The sequence below is a fragment of the Acuticoccus sp. MNP-M23 genome (genome assembly GCF_031195445.1).
Lineage (GTDB): Bacteria > Pseudomonadota > Alphaproteobacteria > Rhizobiales > Amorphaceae > Acuticoccus.
Genome location: NZ_CP133480.1, coordinates 3601725 through 3618598, shown reverse-complemented (window position 1 = coordinate 3618598; position 16874 = coordinate 3601725). Strand labels below are relative to the sequence as shown.

The following is a 16874-nucleotide window of genomic DNA, read 5'->3' as shown; positions in this document are numbered from 1 at the left end:
CGCCTCAGGCGGCGAACTTCAGGAACTTGATCGCGTCGAAGTCCTGCACGCCGCCGCCCACACGCTTGGTGGTGTAGAACAGCACGTAGGGCTTGGAGGAGTACGGATCGCGCAGGATCTGGATGCCCTGGCGGTCGACCACCAAATAGCCCCGCTTGAAGTCGCCGAAGGCGATCGAGAGGCTGCCCGAGGCGATCTCCGGCATGTCCTCGGATTCCACCACCGCGAAGTTGTAGATTGAGGACTTGGCACCCGGAATGGACGGCGGCGCCCAGATATACTGGCCGTTGTCGTCCTTCATCTTGCGCACGGCCGCCTGCGTCGCACGCGACATGACGAAGTGCGCATTCTGCCGGTAGCCGGCCTTCAGCGTGTAGATGAGGTCGACGAGGCCGTCCGCCGGGTCGCTGGCGGCAAAGCCACCGGCCACACCGGTGTTGACGAAGCCGAGCGAACCCCAGGTCCAGGCGCTTTCGGCAACCGTGGTGTACTGGGTAAAGCCCTTCGGCTGGCCGATGCCGGTGCCGACGACGAACGCCTTGCTCTCCTGCTCGGCAAACGCGGTCTCGATCTCGTCGGCAAGCCACTGGTCGATGTTGACTGCGGTGTCGTCGAGGAGGGCCGACGTTGCGGCCGGCATGGCGTAAAGCTCCATGGTGTCGAACTGAAGCTCGGAGAGCGTCGGCTCGGTGGTCATGGTGCGGGCGTCGGTGTCGGCGACCCAGCCGGTCTGCGGACCGGCGCTGGTCACGGGCTTCTTGAAGGTCGAGCTCGACACCTGGCGCTGGCCGGCAATCGCGCGGATCGGCGACAGCGAGGTCAGGCGGCGCATCACCTCGGCTTCGATCTCCACCGGCACGGTGAAGCCCGCATCACCGGAGGTCGAAACCGCCTTGCGCTCAATGCTGCGAAGGCCAGCCTCGTTGCCGCCGCGCACATAACCGTCGAACGCGCTCTTGTGCTCGCTGGCGCCGATGATTGGCGAGCCGGAGAGCGCCGGGCGGGCCGACTTCAGCACCATGTCGTCCATCCGGCGCTGGTTGGCGTCGAGCGCCGCTTCGATGCGGGCCAGCTTGTCGGTGGTGAGAACGTCCACGGAGGACTTCTTTTCCACCTCGGCAAGACGCTCCTCGTTGGTGGCCTTGAAGGCCTCGAAGGCGCCCTGCATGTCGTCCATTGCCCGCGCCAGATCGGCCTTCGTTTCGGGCGCACCCATCGAAATATCCATATTCACCTCGTTTGACGAAGAAAGGCCGTTGTCCGACGCATCCGGGCCAGAAGCCCCACGTCCACGGCAGTTACGGGATTGTCCCGTGCGAAACGTGCAACATCCGCCGCACGCGCTCTCGCCTCGGGAAGCATCGGGTTCGACACCACGGACACTTCCCAGAGGTCGATTTCCGTCAGCCGGCGCACCCGCGCCCGCCGATCCTCATCGGCCGCAACCGTGCGAAAGCCGATCGAAAGTCCGTCGAGCTGGCCGCCGCGCATCCTCAGCGCGGCGTCCGCAGCGTCCGGCGTGCCGCCAAGGCGCCCCTCGACCCAAAGGCCCACAGCGTCTTCCTCCAGCACCGTCCAGGTGCCGATGGGCCGCTTGGGGTCATGCTCCAAATACATGCCGACGCCATCGGCCCCGCGCCCCGCCAGCGTGTGCGCAAACGCGCCCCGCTCGACGATGTCGCCCGACAGGTCGCACCTGCCAAACAGCGAGGCGTACCCGCAGAAGCGCCCGTCGGCGTCAATGCTGGCGAGCGGGGCGGCGTACTTGCGCTCCGGCGCGATCAAAGCGCCCGCCTCCTGGCAAAGCTCACCACCCGCGGCATGTCGCGAATGCGGTGCTCCACCACGGCGCGCCGCAACCTGGCGGCGAATTCCTCGAAGGTTGCCTCATGGGCAACCGGCTCAACCGTCGTCAGACGGATCACAGGCGTCATCGCCCGCTTCCAGAAAACAGCCATCAATCCTGCCCGAACAATGAGTTGATCTTGGCGATGGCACTGACAAAGTCGCTGAATCGCCGGTTGGACCGGGCCAGCTCCCGCATCGTCCAGACCAGCAGTCCGGAGCTCGCGGTGGCCCACATAAAAAGAGCGAGGTGCGCAAGGTCACCGCGCTCCACCACGCTTTGCGTCAGCGGATCCATCAGCGCGTGGCAGCCGCCTGCGGGCCGCCCTCCGCACCAGTTCCTTCCGCCGCGGTTTCTTCCGCGCCATACCCCACGGCTTCCCGCTTTTCCGCACGCGTCAGGAAGTCGGCGGACGCAACCCGGTCCCAGAGCGACTCGCGCTCGGTGGAAAGCGCGTCGATCTGATCGGCATCAAAGGCAAGGCGCAGCTCCTCCGGCCAGGCTTCCCCCAGCCAGTTGCCGAGAGACTGTGCGGTCCGGTTCACCAGCGGCAGCACCGTCTGGCGCCAGAACGCCCGGTTCGCCTCGCGGTAGTTGGCGTAGGTGTTGTCCCCCGGAATGCCGAGCAGCATCGGCGGGACACCAAAGGCCAGTGCAATCTCGCGCGCGGCCTGGTTCTTGGCCTCGATGAAGTCCATGTCCCGCGGGCTCATGGCCATCGTCTTCCAGTCGAGCCCGCCCTCCAGAAGCAGCGGACGGCCCGCGTTGCGCGCCCCGCTATAGCCATCCTCCAGCTCGGCCTTCAGCCGGTCGAACTGGTCATCGGTCAGGTTCCCCTCGCCGGTATAGACCAGCGCGCCGGACGGCCGCGCCGCGTTGTCGAGCAACGCCTTGCTCCACGCGCCAGAGGCGTTGTGAATATCAAGGCTCGTCTGCGCCGCCTCGATGGGCGCAAACCCGTAGTGGTCATCGAGCGGATGGAACATCGTTAGGTGCAGGATTGGCGGCACCGCCCCCTCCTGCACGAACTCCACCGTCCGCCCTCCGGCCCGGTAGACGAAGCCGGACGGCCAGCCATCCGCGCCCGGCACCACCCGCATCCGGTCCGGCCGCAGCGCAAACATCTCGCGCGGCCGGCCCTCGATGGCGACCACCTCGATGTAGGCGTTGCCGGCCACCATCAGGTGCCCGTAAACGGTCTCCATCAGCGTTGCGCCCGACTGTGCCGGGTTCGGGCGCATCAGCAGGTCGAGCAGCGGGTGCGTCTCAACCTCCCGCGCCCCGTCGTAAAGCAGCCACGGCGCCGAGGCCGCGGCCTCCGCAATCATCCGCACCGCGCGGAACACGATGGGGTTCTTGGCAAACCCTTCCCGTGCGAGGGACGCGTAGTCCCGCGGCGTCCAGGCCGGGCGGCCGAGCGTCTCCACCTGCATCAGGCGGCCCACCCGCGAGGCCTTCTCTTCGCGTTTCCCGAAAATGCCCATCGCGATCCTTCCCGCCAGCGAACCGGCCAACAAAAAAGGGCCCCAGAAGGGCCCCGAAACGTCCGTCGAAAGTCTGTCGTTCAGCCAAAGCGCCTCACCCTTGGCGCCTGGCCGGAGCGGTCCAGCATCAGGCTGGCGATCGCCCACACCAGCGCGTCGATCCGGTCCGGCGAGACGCCCTCGCTGGTCCCGCCCGGCACGAAATTGCACATCTGGTCTTCAAGCTCGGGCATCACGCCCACGTGCTTCACGCGGCCCTGCGCATACAGCAGCGCCACCGGCTCGGCCCGTGTCCACTTGCCCCGGCTGGCACGCACCGCCGTCACCGGCACGCCGGCATCCTGCTCGCGCACCACGGTGGCCACCATCTCGCCGCCCTGGTTCACCTCCGCAATCAACGCGTCGGCCTCCAGCGTGTGATAGAGCGACACGGCACGAGACGCCCAGGCCTCCGGGCTTGCCCGCGCCAGTGTGCGGTCTGCCAGCACATAGGCCGTTCCGTCGGCGCCAAGCCCCGCTGCCACAATTCCGCATGCGGCGGATTTTGCGCCGCTGGTCGCCGGTGGATCCACAGCCACAACAATGCGTTCCAGCGCCGGCGCCTCGGCGACCCGCGAAAGCTCGATCCGCCCGCGCTCCCACAGCGCGTCGTCCCGGTCCTCCACAATGTCGCCATTCAGCTCCTGCCGGCCGAGCCGGGTGCCCTGATACTTGTCCACCACCATGTCCAGAAAACCCGGCGCCAGATTTGCCGCGTTCTCGTGGGTGCTCATCCGCGTCACTATGGTGGACGAGGCCGCAATCAGGTTTTTCAGCAGTGGTACCGGGCGCGGCGTTGTCGTCACGACCTGCCGGGGCCGCGTCCCCAGCCGCAGGCCGAATTGCAGCATGTCCCATACGGCCTGCCCATCGGGCCACTTGGCCAGCTCATCGCTCCATGCCGCGCCAAATTGCGGCCCTCGCAAGCTCTCCGGGTCCGCTGCGGAAAACAACTGCGCCACCGCACCGTTCGGCCACTCCAGCCGCCGCCGCGAGGGTTGAAAATTCGGCCGGTCACACCGCCGCCCGACGGAGAGGAGGCCGGAAACGCCCTCCACCATAACTTCGCGCGCATCCGCCAGCGTTTCGCCGACCAGCGCGATCCGACCCACGGCCGCCTCACCGCCTGCGCCATGCCCGGTTGCCAGCGTGTGCACCCACTCGGCGCCAGCGCGGGTCTTGCCGGCACCCCGGCCGCCCAGCATGACCCACGTCACCCAGCGCCCCCTGGGCGCAAGCTGCTGCACCCGTGCCCAGAGCGGCCAGTCCGCCAGCAGCGCCTCGGCCAGATCCGCCGGCAACGACGCGACAAATGCCGCCAGCTGGCCGCGGCGTGCGCAAGCCACCAGAGCGCGCTTGAGGTTGGGTGCCGTGGTCGAGCGCTTGCGCGGCCCCGTCAAGACGCCCCGTCCGGCACGTCGCCGTGGCTCTCGGCGCTGCCATCGTCCGGAGCCATCCGAAGCGCTGCCAGCCGCTCGGCAAGCTCGGTGCGGACCGCATCGAGATCCATCGCCTTGCCGCCACCCGGCTCCGAAAGCCGCCGCTCCACCCCAAGCAGCGTCTCCAGCGTCTTGGCAAGGCCGCTCAGGACCCGTGTGTCATCCAGAATCTTCGCGCCGTCGGCAGCCTCCACCCGCGCCTCGATATCGTCCAGCTGCTTTCCAAAAGCGTTGAAAAGCCGCGTCACCAGCCGGGCGCGCCCGGCCTCCTCAGAGCCCAAATCAACCATGGACACTCCACTCAATCGAGCCCGCAAAACCTGAAGCATCGCCGCCAGCCCGCAGCCGGAGAGCTGCCGGTGCCGCCACCCAAGGCGGCTGCGCCCCAATGCAAATGGCACAAAAAAACGGCCCGGCGTTTGCGACCGAAACCGGCAACAACCCCGAACCGCTCACGGTCCATCCGGACCGTCAAACCCGTGCGAAGAAACCGTGGCGCCACCCCTGCGCCCATTTCTCCGACTGTGCACAATCTATACGCCGACAGCGTTGCGCTGTCAACCTATGATTTTAGTTTTCTTCCACCGGCTCGCCCGGCCACATCGCAACGAAGTGCTCATACTCTTCCAGCGTGATGCCATCCTCAGACACTGTGCGCCCCTTCACCGAAACGCCGGCCTCATGCACAGTCTCCGCAGAGCCGGACACGAGGGGGTGCCACCACGAAAGCGCCCTCCCCTCCGCCACCTTCCGGTAGGCGCAACTGTCGGGCAGCCACACGATCTCGCGCACCGTTGCCGGCGTCAGCGTCACGCAGTCCGGCACAACGGCCGCCCTGTTTTCGTAATTACGGCAACGGCATGTGTCCGAGTTCAGCAGCGTACACGCCACCGTCGTGAACACGATCTCCCCCGTGTCCCAGTCTTCCAGCTTGTTGAGGCAGCAGCGACCACAGCCGTCGCAAAGCGATTCCCACTCTGCCGGCGACATGTCTTCAAGCGCCTTGGTCGTCCAGAACGGATCAGACATATTCGCCCCGCTCCAGAAATGACCGCCCGGCCCGGTCTTCCACACTCACCAGCCACAAGTCGCGGTCGAACGCGGCTTCCTTGTCCATCCGCTCGGTCACTTCCCAGCCGGGAACGCTGTTGAGAACGCGCTCGAACACGCGCCCGTCCCCGCCGGGGGCCGGCGCCCAGAGGTCGGTTCCAAGCCCGTGGAGAATCTCGATGAAGATTGCGCCCGCGCTGGCGTCGCCCTTGCGCGACAGCGCCACAAATGCGCCGCGGCTGCTGCAGCGGCGCAAATATCCTGCAATCCAGAAATACGCCTTCAGTCGAGGCGCGGGGTCGTCATCAAACAAGGCAGCCATGACGCCTATCTGGCGTCATTGGCTGGCAGCAGCAAGCGCAGTCAGCACCGCAGGCGTCATTCCGGAGCCAGCCATCCCCTGACTTTCGGCAAACCGCGCGAGAGCGGACTGCGTGTTCGGCCCCATCACCCCGTCTACGGTCAGCGGTCCATAGCCAACGCGGTTGAGAGCGGCCTGGATCTCTGCGGCCGTCCGCACCGGCGGGATCGCCTCCAACGACGCAGCGGTGATCGAGATCGCTTCCGAGCCGCCGGTCAGTGCCGCGATCTGGTCGTCCGCCGCGCCGCCACCGTCGGCGCCCTCGCCGAGCGCAGCCAGAGCGCCGACGCTCGGCTTGCCCGTCATCGTAAGCCCGCGCGATGCCTCGAACTGTCCGATGGCCGACGCAGTGCGCTCATCAAGGATCCCGTCCACGGCGCCATCATAAAGGCCCATGTCCGCCAGACCCGCCTGAAACTGCTCCACCAGCGGGTCGGGCCCGGCCGAATCGTCCTCGGCCTGCCGCACAGGCGCGTGGGCGCCCAGCAGCCGCGCTTGCGCGCCGGCATCACCGCCTTGTGACCAGAGCGGCGCCGGGTGGCGGCTGTCCTGATCCCACAAGGCGTTCGCGCCAATCAGAAGCACGCCAACCACCGCGACACCCGAACCAAGGGTGCGCACGGGCTTGCGTGCAATCCGCCGGCGAACCCGGCGCGCAGTGCGCGCCACCGTCGCCGCCCAGTTTTCAACCGGAAGTTCTTCGAGCCAGACTGAAATACTCACGACACTCGCCTCCACGTCCTCGGCAAGACTTTTGTGCGTGAGCAATGAAAATGACGTTAAACTGATTGCAACAAATCCTTTGGTGTTGCAGTGCAGCCACGCCGTTGCAATTTGAACGAATCAATCCGCCTTTCCTTTAACTTACCAAGGCTAGAGTCTCGGCAGACGCAAGGTCAATCGAGGCTAACTCCATGAAAACGCTATTTAAACTGGTGCTCGTGGTAATTGCGGTCGCCTTTGCGATTTCCGTGCTGCGGCCGGAGACCCCCGTGGGCGAATTCGTGTCCGCGGCAGTCGAGGACGCGGCCAGCTTCTGCGACCGCCGCCCCCAGGCCTGCCAGCAAGGTGCCGAAATTGCCTACACCACCGGCGATCTGGTCAGCGAAGCCCTGCGTTCCATCCTGAACGACGGCACCGAAGGCCAGAGCGAGCTTCCCCTCACCGGCGAAGACAAACGCCTCGCACCGGCCACCGCGTCACAGCAACAACCGGCCATTGCAGCGCACGGAAACCTTCCGCGCCCTTGACAATTGCGCCCGGCAGCGCGAACCGAACTTCATGACAACCGCCGCGCTGCCCGAAAAAGCCTTTCCCGTTTCCTGGGATCAATTCCACCGCGATTGCCGCGCACTTGCCTGGCGCCTTTCAGGCGTCGGCCCGTTCGAGGCCATCGTCTGCATCACCCGCGGCGGCCTCGTGCCGTCGGCGATCGTCGCGCGGGAACTCGACCTGCGCCTGATCGACACTGTCTGCGTCGTCTCTTATGGCGAGTTCAAGCAGCTGGACGAACTGAGCGTCGTCAAGAAGATCGACCAGGCCCTCATCGACATGCCGGACAAGTCGAAGATCCTGATCGTCGACGACCTGGTCGATACCGGCAAGACAGCAATGCTCGTCCGTCAGATGCTCCCCGGCGCCCATCTCGCCACGGTCTACGCCAAGCCGTCGGGCCGCCCCCAGGTGGACACGTTCGTCACCGAAGTCAGCCAGGATACGTGGATCTACTTCCCGTGGGATCTCGGCTATTCGTTCCAGCCGCCGATCCGCGGCACGAACTGAAGCATCCGCAGATCGGCTGAACGGCACCGCCGCAACGGTGCCGTTGCTATTTTTCGGCGGCGGGCTCGGCAGCGGCCTCCGGCGCAACTGCCGCATCGTCACCGCTTTTCTTGCGCCGCCGGCGTCCCTTCTTGCCAGCAACCGAGCCGGGTGCCGGATTGACGGGTCGCGCGCAGTCGATGGTGCGCAGACTGCGACCGTCGAACGCGATGGCAATGTCACCGTCCTTCAGCTGCAGCGCCTTGTCGCCGAATACAACTTTCCGCCAACCGTTCAGCGCCGGCGTGTCCTCGCCCGAAACGATCGCCTCCAGGTCGTCCACCGTGGCCAGAACCTTGGGGGCAACCCCTTCGGCTTCGGCGCACAGCTTCAAAAGCACCTTCATCAGGTCCACTGCCGCATTGGCGCCCTCGATGCTCTGCTTGCGCTTGGGCAGTGAAGGCAGCGTGCCGGACGGACGGGCCAGAACCTCGTTCACGGCATCCAGAACCATCGCACCCAGTCGCGACCGCTCGAACCCCTTGGACACAGCACGCAGTTTGCCGAGCGCTTCTGGCGTGCGCGGCCGCTGCAACCCGATCTCGTAGATCACGTCGTCCTTCAGCACCCGGTTGCGCGGTACATCGCGGCTGCGGGCCTCGCGCTCGCGCAGCGCCGCAATCTCCTGCAGCACGGCAAGCTCCACCGGCTGCCGCGCGCGCGATTTCAACCGCCGCCAGGCATCCTCCGGCTTCAGATCGTAGGTGTCGGGAGACGCCAGCATTGCCATCTCTTCGGCCACCCACTCGTGCCGCCCCCGCGCCTCAAGCGTATCGCGCAAGTGGACGTACACGTCCCGAAGGTGGGTCACATCGGCCAGCGCATAGGTCAGCTGCGCCTCGCTGAGCGGCCGCTCGGCCCAGTTGGTGAAGCGGGACGACTTGTCCACGGTCGCACCCGTCACCCGCTGCACGATCTGGTCGTAGGCAATGCTATCGCCGAACCCGCACACCATCGCCGCCACCTGGGTGTCGAAGATCGGCGTCGGCACGGAGCCGGACAGGTGGTGGAAGATCTCGATGTCCTGCCGTGCGGCGTGGAACACCTTCAGCACACGCTCGTCTGCCAATAATGCAAACAGCGGCTCCAGCGAGATGCCGTCCGCCAGCGGATCGATGACCGCCGCGTCCTCGGTCGACGCGACCTGAACCAGGCACAGCTTGGGCCAGAACGTCGTCTCGCGCATGAACTCGGTGTCCACGGTGACGAACGGGGCGGTACGCAAACGCTCGCACAAGGCGGCGAGCGTGTCTGTATCGGTGATGACGTCCATTGATCAGACCGGCGGTTTCTCGGGAGGCGGAAACACGTCGGCATCCTCCATCGGCTGTGAGGGGAAGCCGGCGATCGAACCGATCTGCTCCCGGTCTCTTGTAATCTCCACGGGGCTCAGCGCGAACGCCGTCAACAGCTCCGAAATCGAGCGCAACGCATGCATGTGGATCCGCTCATAGCCATGGGAGGCATCCACACCAAACGTCACCAGCGCGGTGCGAACATCGAACCCCGCCTGAAGCGCCGCAGCGCTATCTGAACGATAGTACCGGAACACATCCTTCTGATAGCGGATCTCGTTGACCTCGCACAACTTCACAAGCTTGTGCGTGAGATGAAAATCGAACGGGCCGGACTGGTCGGCCATCGCCACCGTCACGCCGAACTCGGAGCTTGCCTGCCCCGGCGCGCTGGTGCCGTTGTCAATGGCCACCAGCGAGGCAATGTCGTCGGTCAGAACGGACGCGCCGCCAATGCCGACCTCTTCGGCAATGGAGAAGATCACCACCAGATCCACCGGCAGTTCCGCCTTGGAGCGGATCAGCGCTTCCATGGTCGCAAACAGGATCGCAACGCCTGCCTTGTCGTCCAGATGGCGCGAGACGATGAAGTCGTTGTCCATGAACTCCGGCTGCGGGTCGATTGCCACCAGATCGCCGATGGCGAAGCCATGCTTGGTCAGGTCGCCCTCGTTGAACACCGGCGCATCCACGCGCAGCTCGACGTTGTTCCACCCCACCGGCTGATTATCGATCTCGTCATTGAAGACGTGGCCGCTCGCCTTCAGCGGCAGGATCGTGCCCCGGTATGCGCCACTGTCGGTGAACACCGTGGCGCGTGCGCCCTCGGCAAAGCGGGCCGACCAGGTGCCCACCGGCACCAGTTCCAGCCGCCCGTTGCCCTTCAGCATCTTCACCTGGGCACCGATGGTGTCGAGATGGGCAATCAGCGCCCGCGCGCCCAGAGGGGTCGCGCCCGGGATGCGCGCCCGGATCGCACCGCGCCGCGTGATCTCGATCTCGACGCCGAGGCGCCGCAGTTCGGCCGCTGCGGCGCGGACGATGGTGTCGGTATAACCCGTTGGCGACGCGATGGACAAAAGCTCGGCCAACGTGTCCTTCAGATAAACGGTGTCGATCGTCAGGCGGGACACGGGGCCTCGGAATCGTTGGGTTTCTTGCGGGCTGCCTGCCGCGCAGCATGCGGCACGGAAAGCGGGAAAAGAAGGTCGATGAAGCGTTCCGCCGTCGGTTGCGGCTCGTGGTTGGCAAGCCCCGGACGCTCGTTTGCCTCAATGAAATGGTACGCGCCGGTGCGATGGGAAGGCACCATCAAATCGACGCCGACCACAGGAATATCAATGGATCGCGAAACGCGCACCGCTGCTTCGACCAGCGTTGGATGCACATGGTCGGTCACATCGTGGATCGTGCCGCCGGTGTGAAGGTTCGCGGTGCGGCGCACCGGCACCTCGCGGCCATCCTCCACGACACTGTCATAGGTGAGGCCCTCGGCGCGCAGGCATCGCTCGGTCTCCCCGTCCATGGGAATGGAGGATTCGCCCCCCGTTGCCGAAGCCCGGCGGCGGCTCTGCTTCTCGATCAGCTCGCGCGCGGTCGACTTGCCGTCGCCATAGACGCGCGCAGCCTTGCGCACCGCTGCTGCCACCAGCCGGTGGTCAATCACCACCAGGCGCAGGTCGTCCCCTTCGACGAACTCTTCCACCAGCACACGCTCGCATACCTCGCGGGCATGGCGGAAGGCGGCGTCCAGATCGTCCTCGGCCGTCAGCCCGACCGAAATGCCGCGCCCCTGCTCGCCGCGCGCCGGCTTCACCACCACCTGGCTGTGGCGTTCCAGCATGGCGCGGATATCGTCGGCGTTCGCCGCTTCGACCTCATCGGGCACCGCCACACCCGCCGCGTCGACCACATTGCGCGAGACCGCCTTGTCGTCGCAGATCGACATGGCGACGGCGCTGGTCAGCTCGGAGAGCGATTCCCGGCAGCGGATGGAGCGGCCGCCGTAAGTCAGCCTGAAATAACCGTTGGCCGCGTCGATCAGCTCGATGTCGATGCCGCGTCGCCGCGCCTCGTTCACGATGATGAGGGCGTACGGGTTGAGATCGGTTTCCACCACCGGGCCGGCGAAAAGCCGTTCGTTGATGGGGTTCTTGCGCTTCAGCGTATAGATCTGCTCACGCCGGAAGCCGAGCTTCTCGTAGAGCTGGATCGCAAGGTCGTTGTCGTGCAGGACCGAAAGGTCGAGCGATGCCACGCCGCGCGCCATCAGCACCTCGGCAAGGCGGCGCACCAGCGCTTCACCCACACCGGAGTGGCGCGTTTGCGGATCCACGGCGAGACACCACAACGAGCTGCCGTGGTGCGGATCGCCGAAGGCGCGCGCATGGTCGATGCCCGTGACGGTACCGATGATCGTCCCCGTTTTGTCATCCTCGGCCACAAGATACGTGAACGCCCTAGAGTCACGCTTGCGCCAGAAAAAGTCCGGCCGCACGGGCACCATCCCGCGCGAAGCGTAGATCTTGTTCAGCGCCTCGGCATCTTCAAGGTTGGTCAGCCGGCGCACCGTAAAGCCCTGACGGGCCTTTCGCGCGGGGGTGTACGTCGACAGGTCCAGCCGGAACGCATGGCTGGGGTCGAGAAACATCTCCAGCGGCGCTGCAGACAGCATCACATGCGGCTCGGACACATAAAAAGCGATGTCCCGGCGGCCGGGCCCCTCGCGGCGCATCGCTTCTGCAAGCGCCTCGGGGCTCGGATAGGTGTTGGCGAAATGCAGCGTACCCCAGCCGCAGTCCAGCCCCACGTTGGTCGCGCCCGTGCCGGCGCCAGGATTCTCCATCGCCCAGGATCGCTCCCTGTTGCGCCGAAGCCTGTCGGCAAGCGCATGTGAACTCTTGTTCATCGGTGCCCCTCAGACTTCGTGCGTCTGCAGCCACATCTCAAGCAACGCAACTTGCCAAAGTTCCGATCCGCGAAGCGGTGTGATGTGTGCCGGCGGATCGGCAAACAGCTTGTCGAGATAGCCCTGCTGGAACAGCCCGCGCGACCTTGCCGCCTCGGATCCCAGCACATCCTGAACCATATCCAGAACCGGCCCCGAAATATACTTTAGCGCCGGAACCGGGAAGTAGCCCTTCTTGCGGTCGATCACCTCGTTCGGCACCAGAAGCCGCGCCACATCCTTCAGCACGCCCTTCCCGCCCTGTGCAAGCTTGTGCCGGGGTGGAATTCGCGCCGCCAGCTCGCAAAGCTCATGGTCCAGGAACGGCACGCGCGCCTCAAGCCCCCACGCCATGGTCATCGCATCCACGCGCTTCACCGGGTCATCCACCAGCATCACCGTGCTGTCGAGGCGCAGCGCCTTGTCCACGGGATCATCCGCCCCGGCCTTGGCAAAGTGCGCTTCCACAAAAGCCCGCGCCGCGTCGTGATCGGCCTGGTAGGCCGGCGCCACCTCTTCGAGCATCCGCGTGTGCGGGCGGTCGAAGAAGGCGCCCGAGTAGGCTGCCAGCGGATCGTTTGCAGACGCCATCGGCGGATACCAGTGATAGCCGCCAAAGACCTCGTCCGCCCCCTGCCCCGACTGGACGACCTTGATCTGCTTGGCCACCTCGCGTGACAGCAGAAAGAAGCCGACATTGTCGTAGGACACCATCGGCTCCGGCATCGCCGCCACCGTCGCAGGCATCGATTCAATCATCTCGGATGACGGAATGAAGATCTTGTGATGGTCCGTCTTGAAGTGATCGGCAATCAGGTCGGAATATTGGTACTCGTTGCCCACTTCCCCATGGGCATCTTCAAACCCGATGGAGAAGGTTTTCAGATCCTTCTGCCCGGCCTGCGCCAGAAGCGCGACAATCACCGAGGAATCCACACCGCCGGAAAGCAGCACGCCCACCGGAACGTCAGCCACCATGCGCCGGTCCACCGCAATGCGCAGTGCTTCCAGCACCCGGTCGCGCCATTCGTCGGCGGAGGTCTTCTCGTCATCGGCCGTGCGCGCGTAGTCGATGTCCCAGTAGATCTCTTCGCGGCTGCTGCCATCCTGGTCGATTACGCGCACGGTTGCCGGCGGCAGCTTGCGGATGCCGTTGACGATCGTGCGGGGCGGCGGCACCACGGCGTGAAAGCTCATATAATGGTTGAGCGCGACCGGATCGATCGAGGTATCCACGTCGCCCGCCGCCAGCAACGCCTGCAACGATGAGGCAAAGCGCAGCCGTTTGCCGGCCTCTGCAATATAAAGCGGCTTGATGCCGAAACGGTCGCGCGCCATCACGACACGGCCCGTGTCCCGCTCGTGGATGACAAAGGCAAACATGCCGTGGAAGTGCTTCACGCAGTCGGGGCCGAAGGCATGATATGCCTTCAGGATCACCTCGGTATCGCCCGACGAGAAGAACCGATAGCCCTTCTCTTGCAGCATCTTGCGCAACTGCGGGTAGTTGTAGATGCAGCCGTTGAAGACGATGGACAGGCCAAGGTCAGGGTCTGTCATCGGCTGTGAGGATCGCACCGAAAGGTCGATGATGGTCAGGCGGCGGTGACCGAACGCGACCCGGTCGCGCGCCAGAATGCCAGCCCCGTCGGGCCCGCGGGGCGCCATCGCGTCCGCCATCTTCGCGACCGCCGGCACAGAAGCTGTCTGATCGTCGAACCGTATCTCGCCGCAAATTCCGCACATGCTGAACAACACTCCCGTTTCATCGGTTGATATGCGACTGGAGCGTTCATTGAAAGTGCCGGACGCCCAGCGTGTTGCGCCCGGCCCATGCACGATTGCCGCCAGGCCCCGCGCGCGCTACCAAACGCCAACGGTGCCCGAAAGGCCCGGCGGGCGTGATGGAATGGTAGACATACCGGACTTAAAATCCGGAGGCGGAAGCCGTGCGGGTTCGAGTCCCGCCGCCCGTACCACACCCCGGATGGAGGCAGATCGCGCCCCCTTCACGGCAACGGTTCGGGCGGCAGGCTGAATTATTCCGCTGCTGCGGCCTGCTGTGTTCCGCCGTCCAGCACGTCGACAATTTCCGGGACGTGCATCACGTCGACGTATTTGTGGTGAAGGTCGAAGAGGTTCACCTTGTGGATCAACTCGTGCCGGTCGAACGTCGCCTCTTCGGCAAGGGTGACGTGGAAGCCGTTGGAGTAGGCGTCGACGCAACTGGCGCGCACGCAGCCGCTGGTGCTCTCGCCACACACAATCAGGCTCTTCACCCCCAGGAAGTTGAGGTGCGACACAATCGGTGTGCCCTGAAAGATGCTGGCCCGCTGCTTGGTGATCATCACGTCCTCGGGCTGCGGCTCGAACGCCTCGTAGATGCCGAAATCCTCGTCCTTGAAGCCGGCATTCTTCCGCTTGGTGGAGCCGACCCCCATCGGCCGGTTCATCGGGCGCCGGTCCTGCGTGCACCAGAACACCGGCAATCCGGCCCGGCGTGCCGCCGCAATCAGTGTCAGCGTCGGCTCGATGGCCGCGTGCGCATACATCCCGCAGGTGTTCGGAAACTCGTCCTGGATCTCAACCGGCGGCTTTGCCCCGCCCTTGTAGACGATGTTGTACAGGTCGATGCACAGGAGCGCAGGGGCAGGACCGATGAACGTCTCCCGCTCGTAGGGCGCATAGATCTGCAACAGATCGTCGGGTGCGATGTCTTTCCACGCATGATCTTCAAAGGCACTCATGGCAGTCTCCATGGTTCAATGTCCGAGCGTTGCGCTCAGGGAAAACTCTCGAACGATGAGAGCAGCGAGTAGTCCGGCCAGCGGCGGCAGGAAGAAGCTCGACGCCATGCGCAGCGCCACAAAGCGCCACCCCATCACGGGCGCCTCGTAGGCCAGCACACGGTGCATTGCGAAAACGGACCAGCCGGCAAGAAGAGCCACCATCTGTCCGGTCCCCGCCCCCGCGTCCCAGATGAAGAGGGCAAGCGGGAAGGACGCCATTGGCCCCCCCGGCAGGATGCCCCCCAGCAGCGACGCCAGAACAATCCCCGCCAGACCGGAGTCTCGGCCGAGGATCGTCGCGATGGCGGCCGTCGGCACCACCTGACTGAGAAAGGAGGCCACCAGCAGTGCCAGCGGCAAGCGGATCGCCAACGCCTTGCCCTGCTTGAGCGCAAAGCCACCGGCCGCCGCCACGCCCTCCCCGCCCTTGCGCTGGTAGACGATCATCGCGAGCAGGCAGACAAACGCCCACATGGTCAGTGAAATTGCGATCATGCCGAAGGAGGCTCCTTCAGCCGCAGCGCGGTGTGGGCCACCAGCCAGCGCGCCGAAAGCCCGGCAAGGATCGGCAGCGGCAGGCTCACCGCAAAGCGCAGCGCGGAAAACTCCGCCCCCATGAACGGCAGTTCCCAGATCAGGAGCCGGTGGATGCCGATCAGCGCCCAGGCCACGATGTAGCTGATCAGCGCTCCGGCATCGGCGCCCGACGTCCACAGCGCATAAACCAGCGGAAACGACGTGAACGGCCCGCCGGGCGTGACCATGCCCGCGCCAGCGGCCACCATCAGACCCTTGAAGCCCGACTGGGCGCCAAGGAGTGCCGCCGTCCGCTCGCGGCTCACAAGCTGCTGCACGAGCCCGCCAATCAGCAGTCCCGCACCCAGCTGCGGCAGGATCATCAGGAGGAGTTCCCCCCCATCGGCGAGCGCGGCCACCACCGCATCCCCGCCCCCGTACCAGAAGCAGGCGGCCCCCGAAGCGACCGCCAACGCCAGAAACACAAGATTGACGCGGGACATCACATGCCCCGCAGCAATTGTTGGCTCATCCGGCGGCGGCCGGAGACTTGGGCGCGGTCGCCGCAAACAACCCGTCCGGCAGGTTGTCGATATAGGCGAGCACGTCCGGGCTTGGCAGAACGTCTGCGTACTTGGCGTTCATGTCGCATAGGTTGATCGCATGGCTGGCCTCCGAACGGTCGAAACACCCGTCCTCTACCACCGCCACCCGGTAATTCATCGAGAACGCATCAATCACCGTCGCCCGCACACAGCCCGACGTGGTGGTGCCTGTCGCCAGCACGCTGTCGCAGCCCAGAAGCTGCAGATAGCTTTGCAGCGGCGTGCCGAAGAAGCCCGAAGGCTTCTGCTTCAGAACCACAATGTCCTCTGGCGCCGGCGCAATCTCGTCCATGATCGCATTGCCGTCCCGGTTGGTTGGCTTGACGCCGGCGCTGGAAACCGATTCGTCCGTTCGGTTGTTCTTCCAGCCCCAGCTTGCAATGTCCCAGCCGTCCGGACGGACGACGCCGGTGGTATAGATCACCGGCACGCCCTTGGTGCGGCACGCGGCAATCAGCTGCTGGAGCACGGGAAGCGCCTTGTAGGCGTCCTCCCCGCACGAGTTGGGCCATTGCTTGATGCTCTCCAGGATCGGCTCCGGCTCCTCGCCGCAGAACGCATAGTTCACGTCGATCACCAGCAGCGCCGGCCGCTCGCCAAACCCGCCCAGCGCACCGAACCCGCTCTTGGCGAAGACCTCACGGTCCCGCGGCGTCAGAAATTCGTCCCAAACGCGCGCCAT

20 protein-coding genes and 1 tRNA gene are annotated in these 16874 nt (G+C 65.4%); 3 read left to right on the top strand and 18 right to left on the bottom strand.

The annotated features are described in order from the left end of the window. Window positions 1–4: 4 nt before the first annotated feature. The 10 genes from RDV64_RS16660 to RDV64_RS16615 form a co-directional block, all read right to left on the bottom strand. Entirely contained in the window at window positions 5–1228 is a 1224-nt protein-coding gene (locus RDV64_RS16660) for a phage major capsid protein (protein ID WP_309196087.1), read from the bottom strand. Between the two features lie 2 nt (window positions 1229–1230). Then, a complete protein-coding gene (locus RDV64_RS16655) occupies window positions 1231–1785 on the bottom strand; it encodes an HK97 family phage prohead protease (RefSeq protein WP_309196085.1) in 555 nt (184 codons plus the stop codon). Beyond that, the gene (locus tag RDV64_RS16650) at window positions 1782–1934 is read right to left on the bottom strand and encodes a hypothetical protein (RefSeq protein WP_309196083.1); all 153 of its coding nucleotides are present in this window, start codon (window positions 1932–1934) and stop codon (window positions 1782–1784) included. Before RDV64_RS16650 ends, RDV64_RS16655 begins: the two co-directional genes overlap by 4 nt. A 23-nt stretch (window positions 1935–1957) precedes the next feature. After that, window positions 1958–2143: a hypothetical protein gene (locus tag RDV64_RS16645; protein ID WP_309196082.1), complete on the bottom strand. Its 186-nt coding sequence runs from the start codon at window positions 2141–2143 to the stop codon at window positions 1958–1960. Then, complete coding sequence (locus RDV64_RS16640) at window positions 2143–3330, bottom strand: phage portal protein (protein WP_309196081.1); 1188 nt, start codon at window positions 3328–3330, stop codon at window positions 2143–2145. Before RDV64_RS16640 ends, RDV64_RS16645 begins: the two co-directional genes overlap by 1 nt. A gap of 80 nt (window positions 3331–3410) precedes the next feature. Then, the gene (locus RDV64_RS16635) at window positions 3411–4718 is read right to left on the bottom strand and encodes a DNA-packaging protein (protein ID WP_375143838.1); all 1308 of its coding nucleotides are present in this window, start codon (window positions 4716–4718) and stop codon (window positions 3411–3413) included. A 47-nt stretch (window positions 4719–4765) separates the two neighbouring features. Beyond that, a complete protein-coding gene (locus tag RDV64_RS16630; RefSeq protein ID WP_309196080.1) occupies window positions 4766–5098 on the bottom strand; it encodes a hypothetical protein in 333 nt (110 codons plus the stop codon). 280 nt (window positions 5099–5378) lie between these two features. Further along, entirely contained in the window at window positions 5379–5837 is a 459-nt protein-coding gene (locus RDV64_RS16625) for a YcgN family cysteine cluster protein (RefSeq protein ID WP_309196078.1), read from the bottom strand. Further along, window positions 5830–6180, bottom strand: coding sequence for a DUF1491 family protein (locus RDV64_RS16620; protein ID WP_309196075.1), 351 nt, complete (start codon window positions 6178–6180; stop codon window positions 5830–5832). The genes RDV64_RS16625 and RDV64_RS16620 overlap by 8 nt, the downstream gene beginning before the upstream one ends. Window positions 6181–6195: 15 nt before the next feature. Then, window positions 6196–6942 carry a peptidoglycan-binding domain-containing protein gene (locus RDV64_RS16615; RefSeq protein ID WP_309196072.1) on the bottom strand — a complete coding sequence of 249 codons (747 nt, stop codon included), beginning with the start codon at window positions 6940–6942 and terminating at the stop codon, window positions 6196–6198. Window positions 6943–7133: 191 nt separating this feature from the next. On the opposite strand from RDV64_RS16615, the gene RDV64_RS16610 reads away from it, so the two are divergent. After that, window positions 7134–7469, top strand: a complete 336-nt coding sequence (locus RDV64_RS16610) for a DUF5330 domain-containing protein (protein ID WP_309196070.1) — start codon at window positions 7134–7136, stop codon at window positions 7467–7469. Window positions 7470–7500: 31 nt separating this feature from the next. Beyond that, complete coding sequence (gene gpt, locus RDV64_RS16605) at window positions 7501–8001, top strand: xanthine phosphoribosyltransferase (protein WP_309196069.1); 501 nt, start codon at window positions 7501–7503, stop codon at window positions 7999–8001. Between the two features lie 46 nt (window positions 8002–8047). Here gpt and rnd read toward each other — a convergent pair whose 3' ends face one another. The 4 genes from rnd to RDV64_RS16585 are packed head-to-tail and all read right to left on the bottom strand — an operon-like array spanning window position 8048 to window position 14028. Continuing rightward, window positions 8048–9313, bottom strand: a complete 1266-nt coding sequence (gene rnd / locus RDV64_RS16600) for a ribonuclease D (RefSeq protein ID WP_309196066.1) — start codon at window positions 9311–9313, stop codon at window positions 8048–8050. A 3-nt stretch (window positions 9314–9316) separates the two neighbouring features. After that, the gene (locus RDV64_RS16595; protein ID WP_309196063.1) at window positions 9317–10468 is read right to left on the bottom strand and encodes an osmoprotectant NAGGN system M42 family peptidase; all 1152 of its coding nucleotides are present in this window, start codon (window positions 10466–10468) and stop codon (window positions 9317–9319) included. Beyond that, entirely contained in the window at window positions 10456–12243 is a 1788-nt protein-coding gene (gene ngg / locus RDV64_RS16590) for an N-acetylglutaminylglutamine synthetase (RefSeq protein ID WP_375143759.1), read from the bottom strand. Before ngg ends, RDV64_RS16595 begins: the two co-directional genes overlap by 13 nt. A 9-nt stretch (window positions 12244–12252) precedes the next feature. Next, complete coding sequence (locus RDV64_RS16585; protein WP_309196060.1) at window positions 12253–14028, bottom strand: N-acetylglutaminylglutamine amidotransferase; 1776 nt, start codon at window positions 14026–14028, stop codon at window positions 12253–12255. A gap of 149 nt (window positions 14029–14177) precedes the next feature. On the opposite strand from RDV64_RS16585, the gene RDV64_RS16580 reads away from it, so the two are divergent. Further along, window positions 14178–14261: transfer RNA gene (locus RDV64_RS16580), tRNA-Leu, on the top strand. Window positions 14262–14321: 60 nt separating this feature from the next. On the opposite strand, the gene RDV64_RS16575 is transcribed toward RDV64_RS16580, so the two are convergent. From RDV64_RS16575 to RDV64_RS16560, 4 genes are read right to left on the bottom strand one after another with little or no spacing between them, the layout of a single operon-like run. Further along, window positions 14322–15029, bottom strand: a complete 708-nt coding sequence (locus tag RDV64_RS16575) for an isochorismatase family protein (RefSeq protein WP_309196058.1) — start codon at window positions 15027–15029, stop codon at window positions 14322–14324. 15 nt (window positions 15030–15044) lie between these two features. Beyond that, the gene (locus RDV64_RS16570) at window positions 15045–15566 is read right to left on the bottom strand and encodes a permease (RefSeq protein ID WP_309196056.1); all 522 of its coding nucleotides are present in this window, start codon (window positions 15564–15566) and stop codon (window positions 15045–15047) included. Beyond that, on the bottom strand, window positions 15563–16090 hold the full coding sequence (locus tag RDV64_RS16565) for a permease (RefSeq protein WP_309196053.1): 528 nt from the start codon (window positions 16088–16090) through the stop codon (window positions 15563–15565). The genes RDV64_RS16570 and RDV64_RS16565 overlap by 4 nt, the downstream gene beginning before the upstream one ends. A 25-nt stretch (window positions 16091–16115) precedes the next feature. Next, window positions 16116–16874, bottom strand: coding sequence for an isochorismatase family protein (locus RDV64_RS16560; protein WP_309196051.1), 759 nt, complete (start codon window positions 16872–16874; stop codon window positions 16116–16118).

What these genes read in the sequence shown, in the direction of transcription:
- RDV64_RS16660 (WP_309196087.1), bottom strand. Translation starts at nt 1,228, where the DNA reads ATGGATATTTCGATGGGTGCGCCCGAAACGAAGGCCGATCTGGCGCGG.
- RDV64_RS16650 (WP_309196083.1), bottom strand. Translation starts at nt 1,934, where the DNA reads ATGACGCCTGTGATCCGTCTGACGACGGTTGAGCCGGTTGCCCATGAG.
- RDV64_RS16645 (WP_309196082.1), bottom strand. Translation starts at nt 2,143, where the DNA reads ATGGATCCGCTGACGCAAAGCGTGGTGGAGCGCGGTGACCTTGCGCAC.
- RDV64_RS16640 (WP_309196081.1), bottom strand. Translation starts at nt 3,330, where the DNA reads ATGGGCATTTTCGGGAAACGCGAAGAGAAGGCCTCGCGGGTGGGCCGC.
- RDV64_RS16630 (WP_309196080.1), bottom strand. Translation starts at nt 5,098, where the DNA reads ATGGTTGATTTGGGCTCTGAGGAGGCCGGGCGCGCCCGGCTGGTGACG.
- RDV64_RS16625 (WP_309196078.1), bottom strand. Translation starts at nt 5,837, where the DNA reads ATGTCTGATCCGTTCTGGACGACCAAGGCGCTTGAAGACATGTCGCCG.
- RDV64_RS16620 (WP_309196075.1), bottom strand. Translation starts at nt 6,180, where the DNA reads ATGGCTGCCTTGTTTGATGACGACCCCGCGCCTCGACTGAAGGCGTAT.
- RDV64_RS16610 (WP_309196070.1), top strand. Translation starts at nt 7,134, where the DNA reads ATGAAAACGCTATTTAAACTGGTGCTCGTGGTAATTGCGGTCGCCTTT.
- gpt (WP_309196069.1), top strand. Translation starts at nt 7,501, where the DNA reads ATGACAACCGCCGCGCTGCCCGAAAAAGCCTTTCCCGTTTCCTGGGAT.
- rnd (WP_309196066.1), bottom strand. Translation starts at nt 9,313, where the DNA reads ATGGACGTCATCACCGATACAGACACGCTCGCCGCCTTGTGCGAGCGT.
- ngg (WP_375143759.1), bottom strand. Translation starts at nt 12,243, where the DNA reads ATGAACAAGAGTTCACATGCGCTTGCCGACAGGCTTCGGCGCAACAGG.
- RDV64_RS16585 (WP_309196060.1), bottom strand. Translation starts at nt 14,028, where the DNA reads ATGTGCGGAATTTGCGGCGAGATACGGTTCGACGATCAGACAGCTTCT.
- RDV64_RS16575 (WP_309196058.1), bottom strand. Translation starts at nt 15,029, where the DNA reads ATGAGTGCCTTTGAAGATCATGCGTGGAAAGACATCGCACCCGACGAT.
- RDV64_RS16570 (WP_309196056.1), bottom strand. Translation starts at nt 15,566, where the DNA reads ATGATCGCAATTTCACTGACCATGTGGGCGTTTGTCTGCCTGCTCGCG.
- RDV64_RS16565 (WP_309196053.1), bottom strand. Translation starts at nt 16,090, where the DNA reads ATGTCCCGCGTCAATCTTGTGTTTCTGGCGTTGGCGGTCGCTTCGGGG.
- RDV64_RS16560 (WP_309196051.1), bottom strand. Translation starts at nt 16,874, where the DNA reads ATGGCGCGCGTTTGGGACGAATTTCTGACGCCGCGGGACCGTGAGGTC.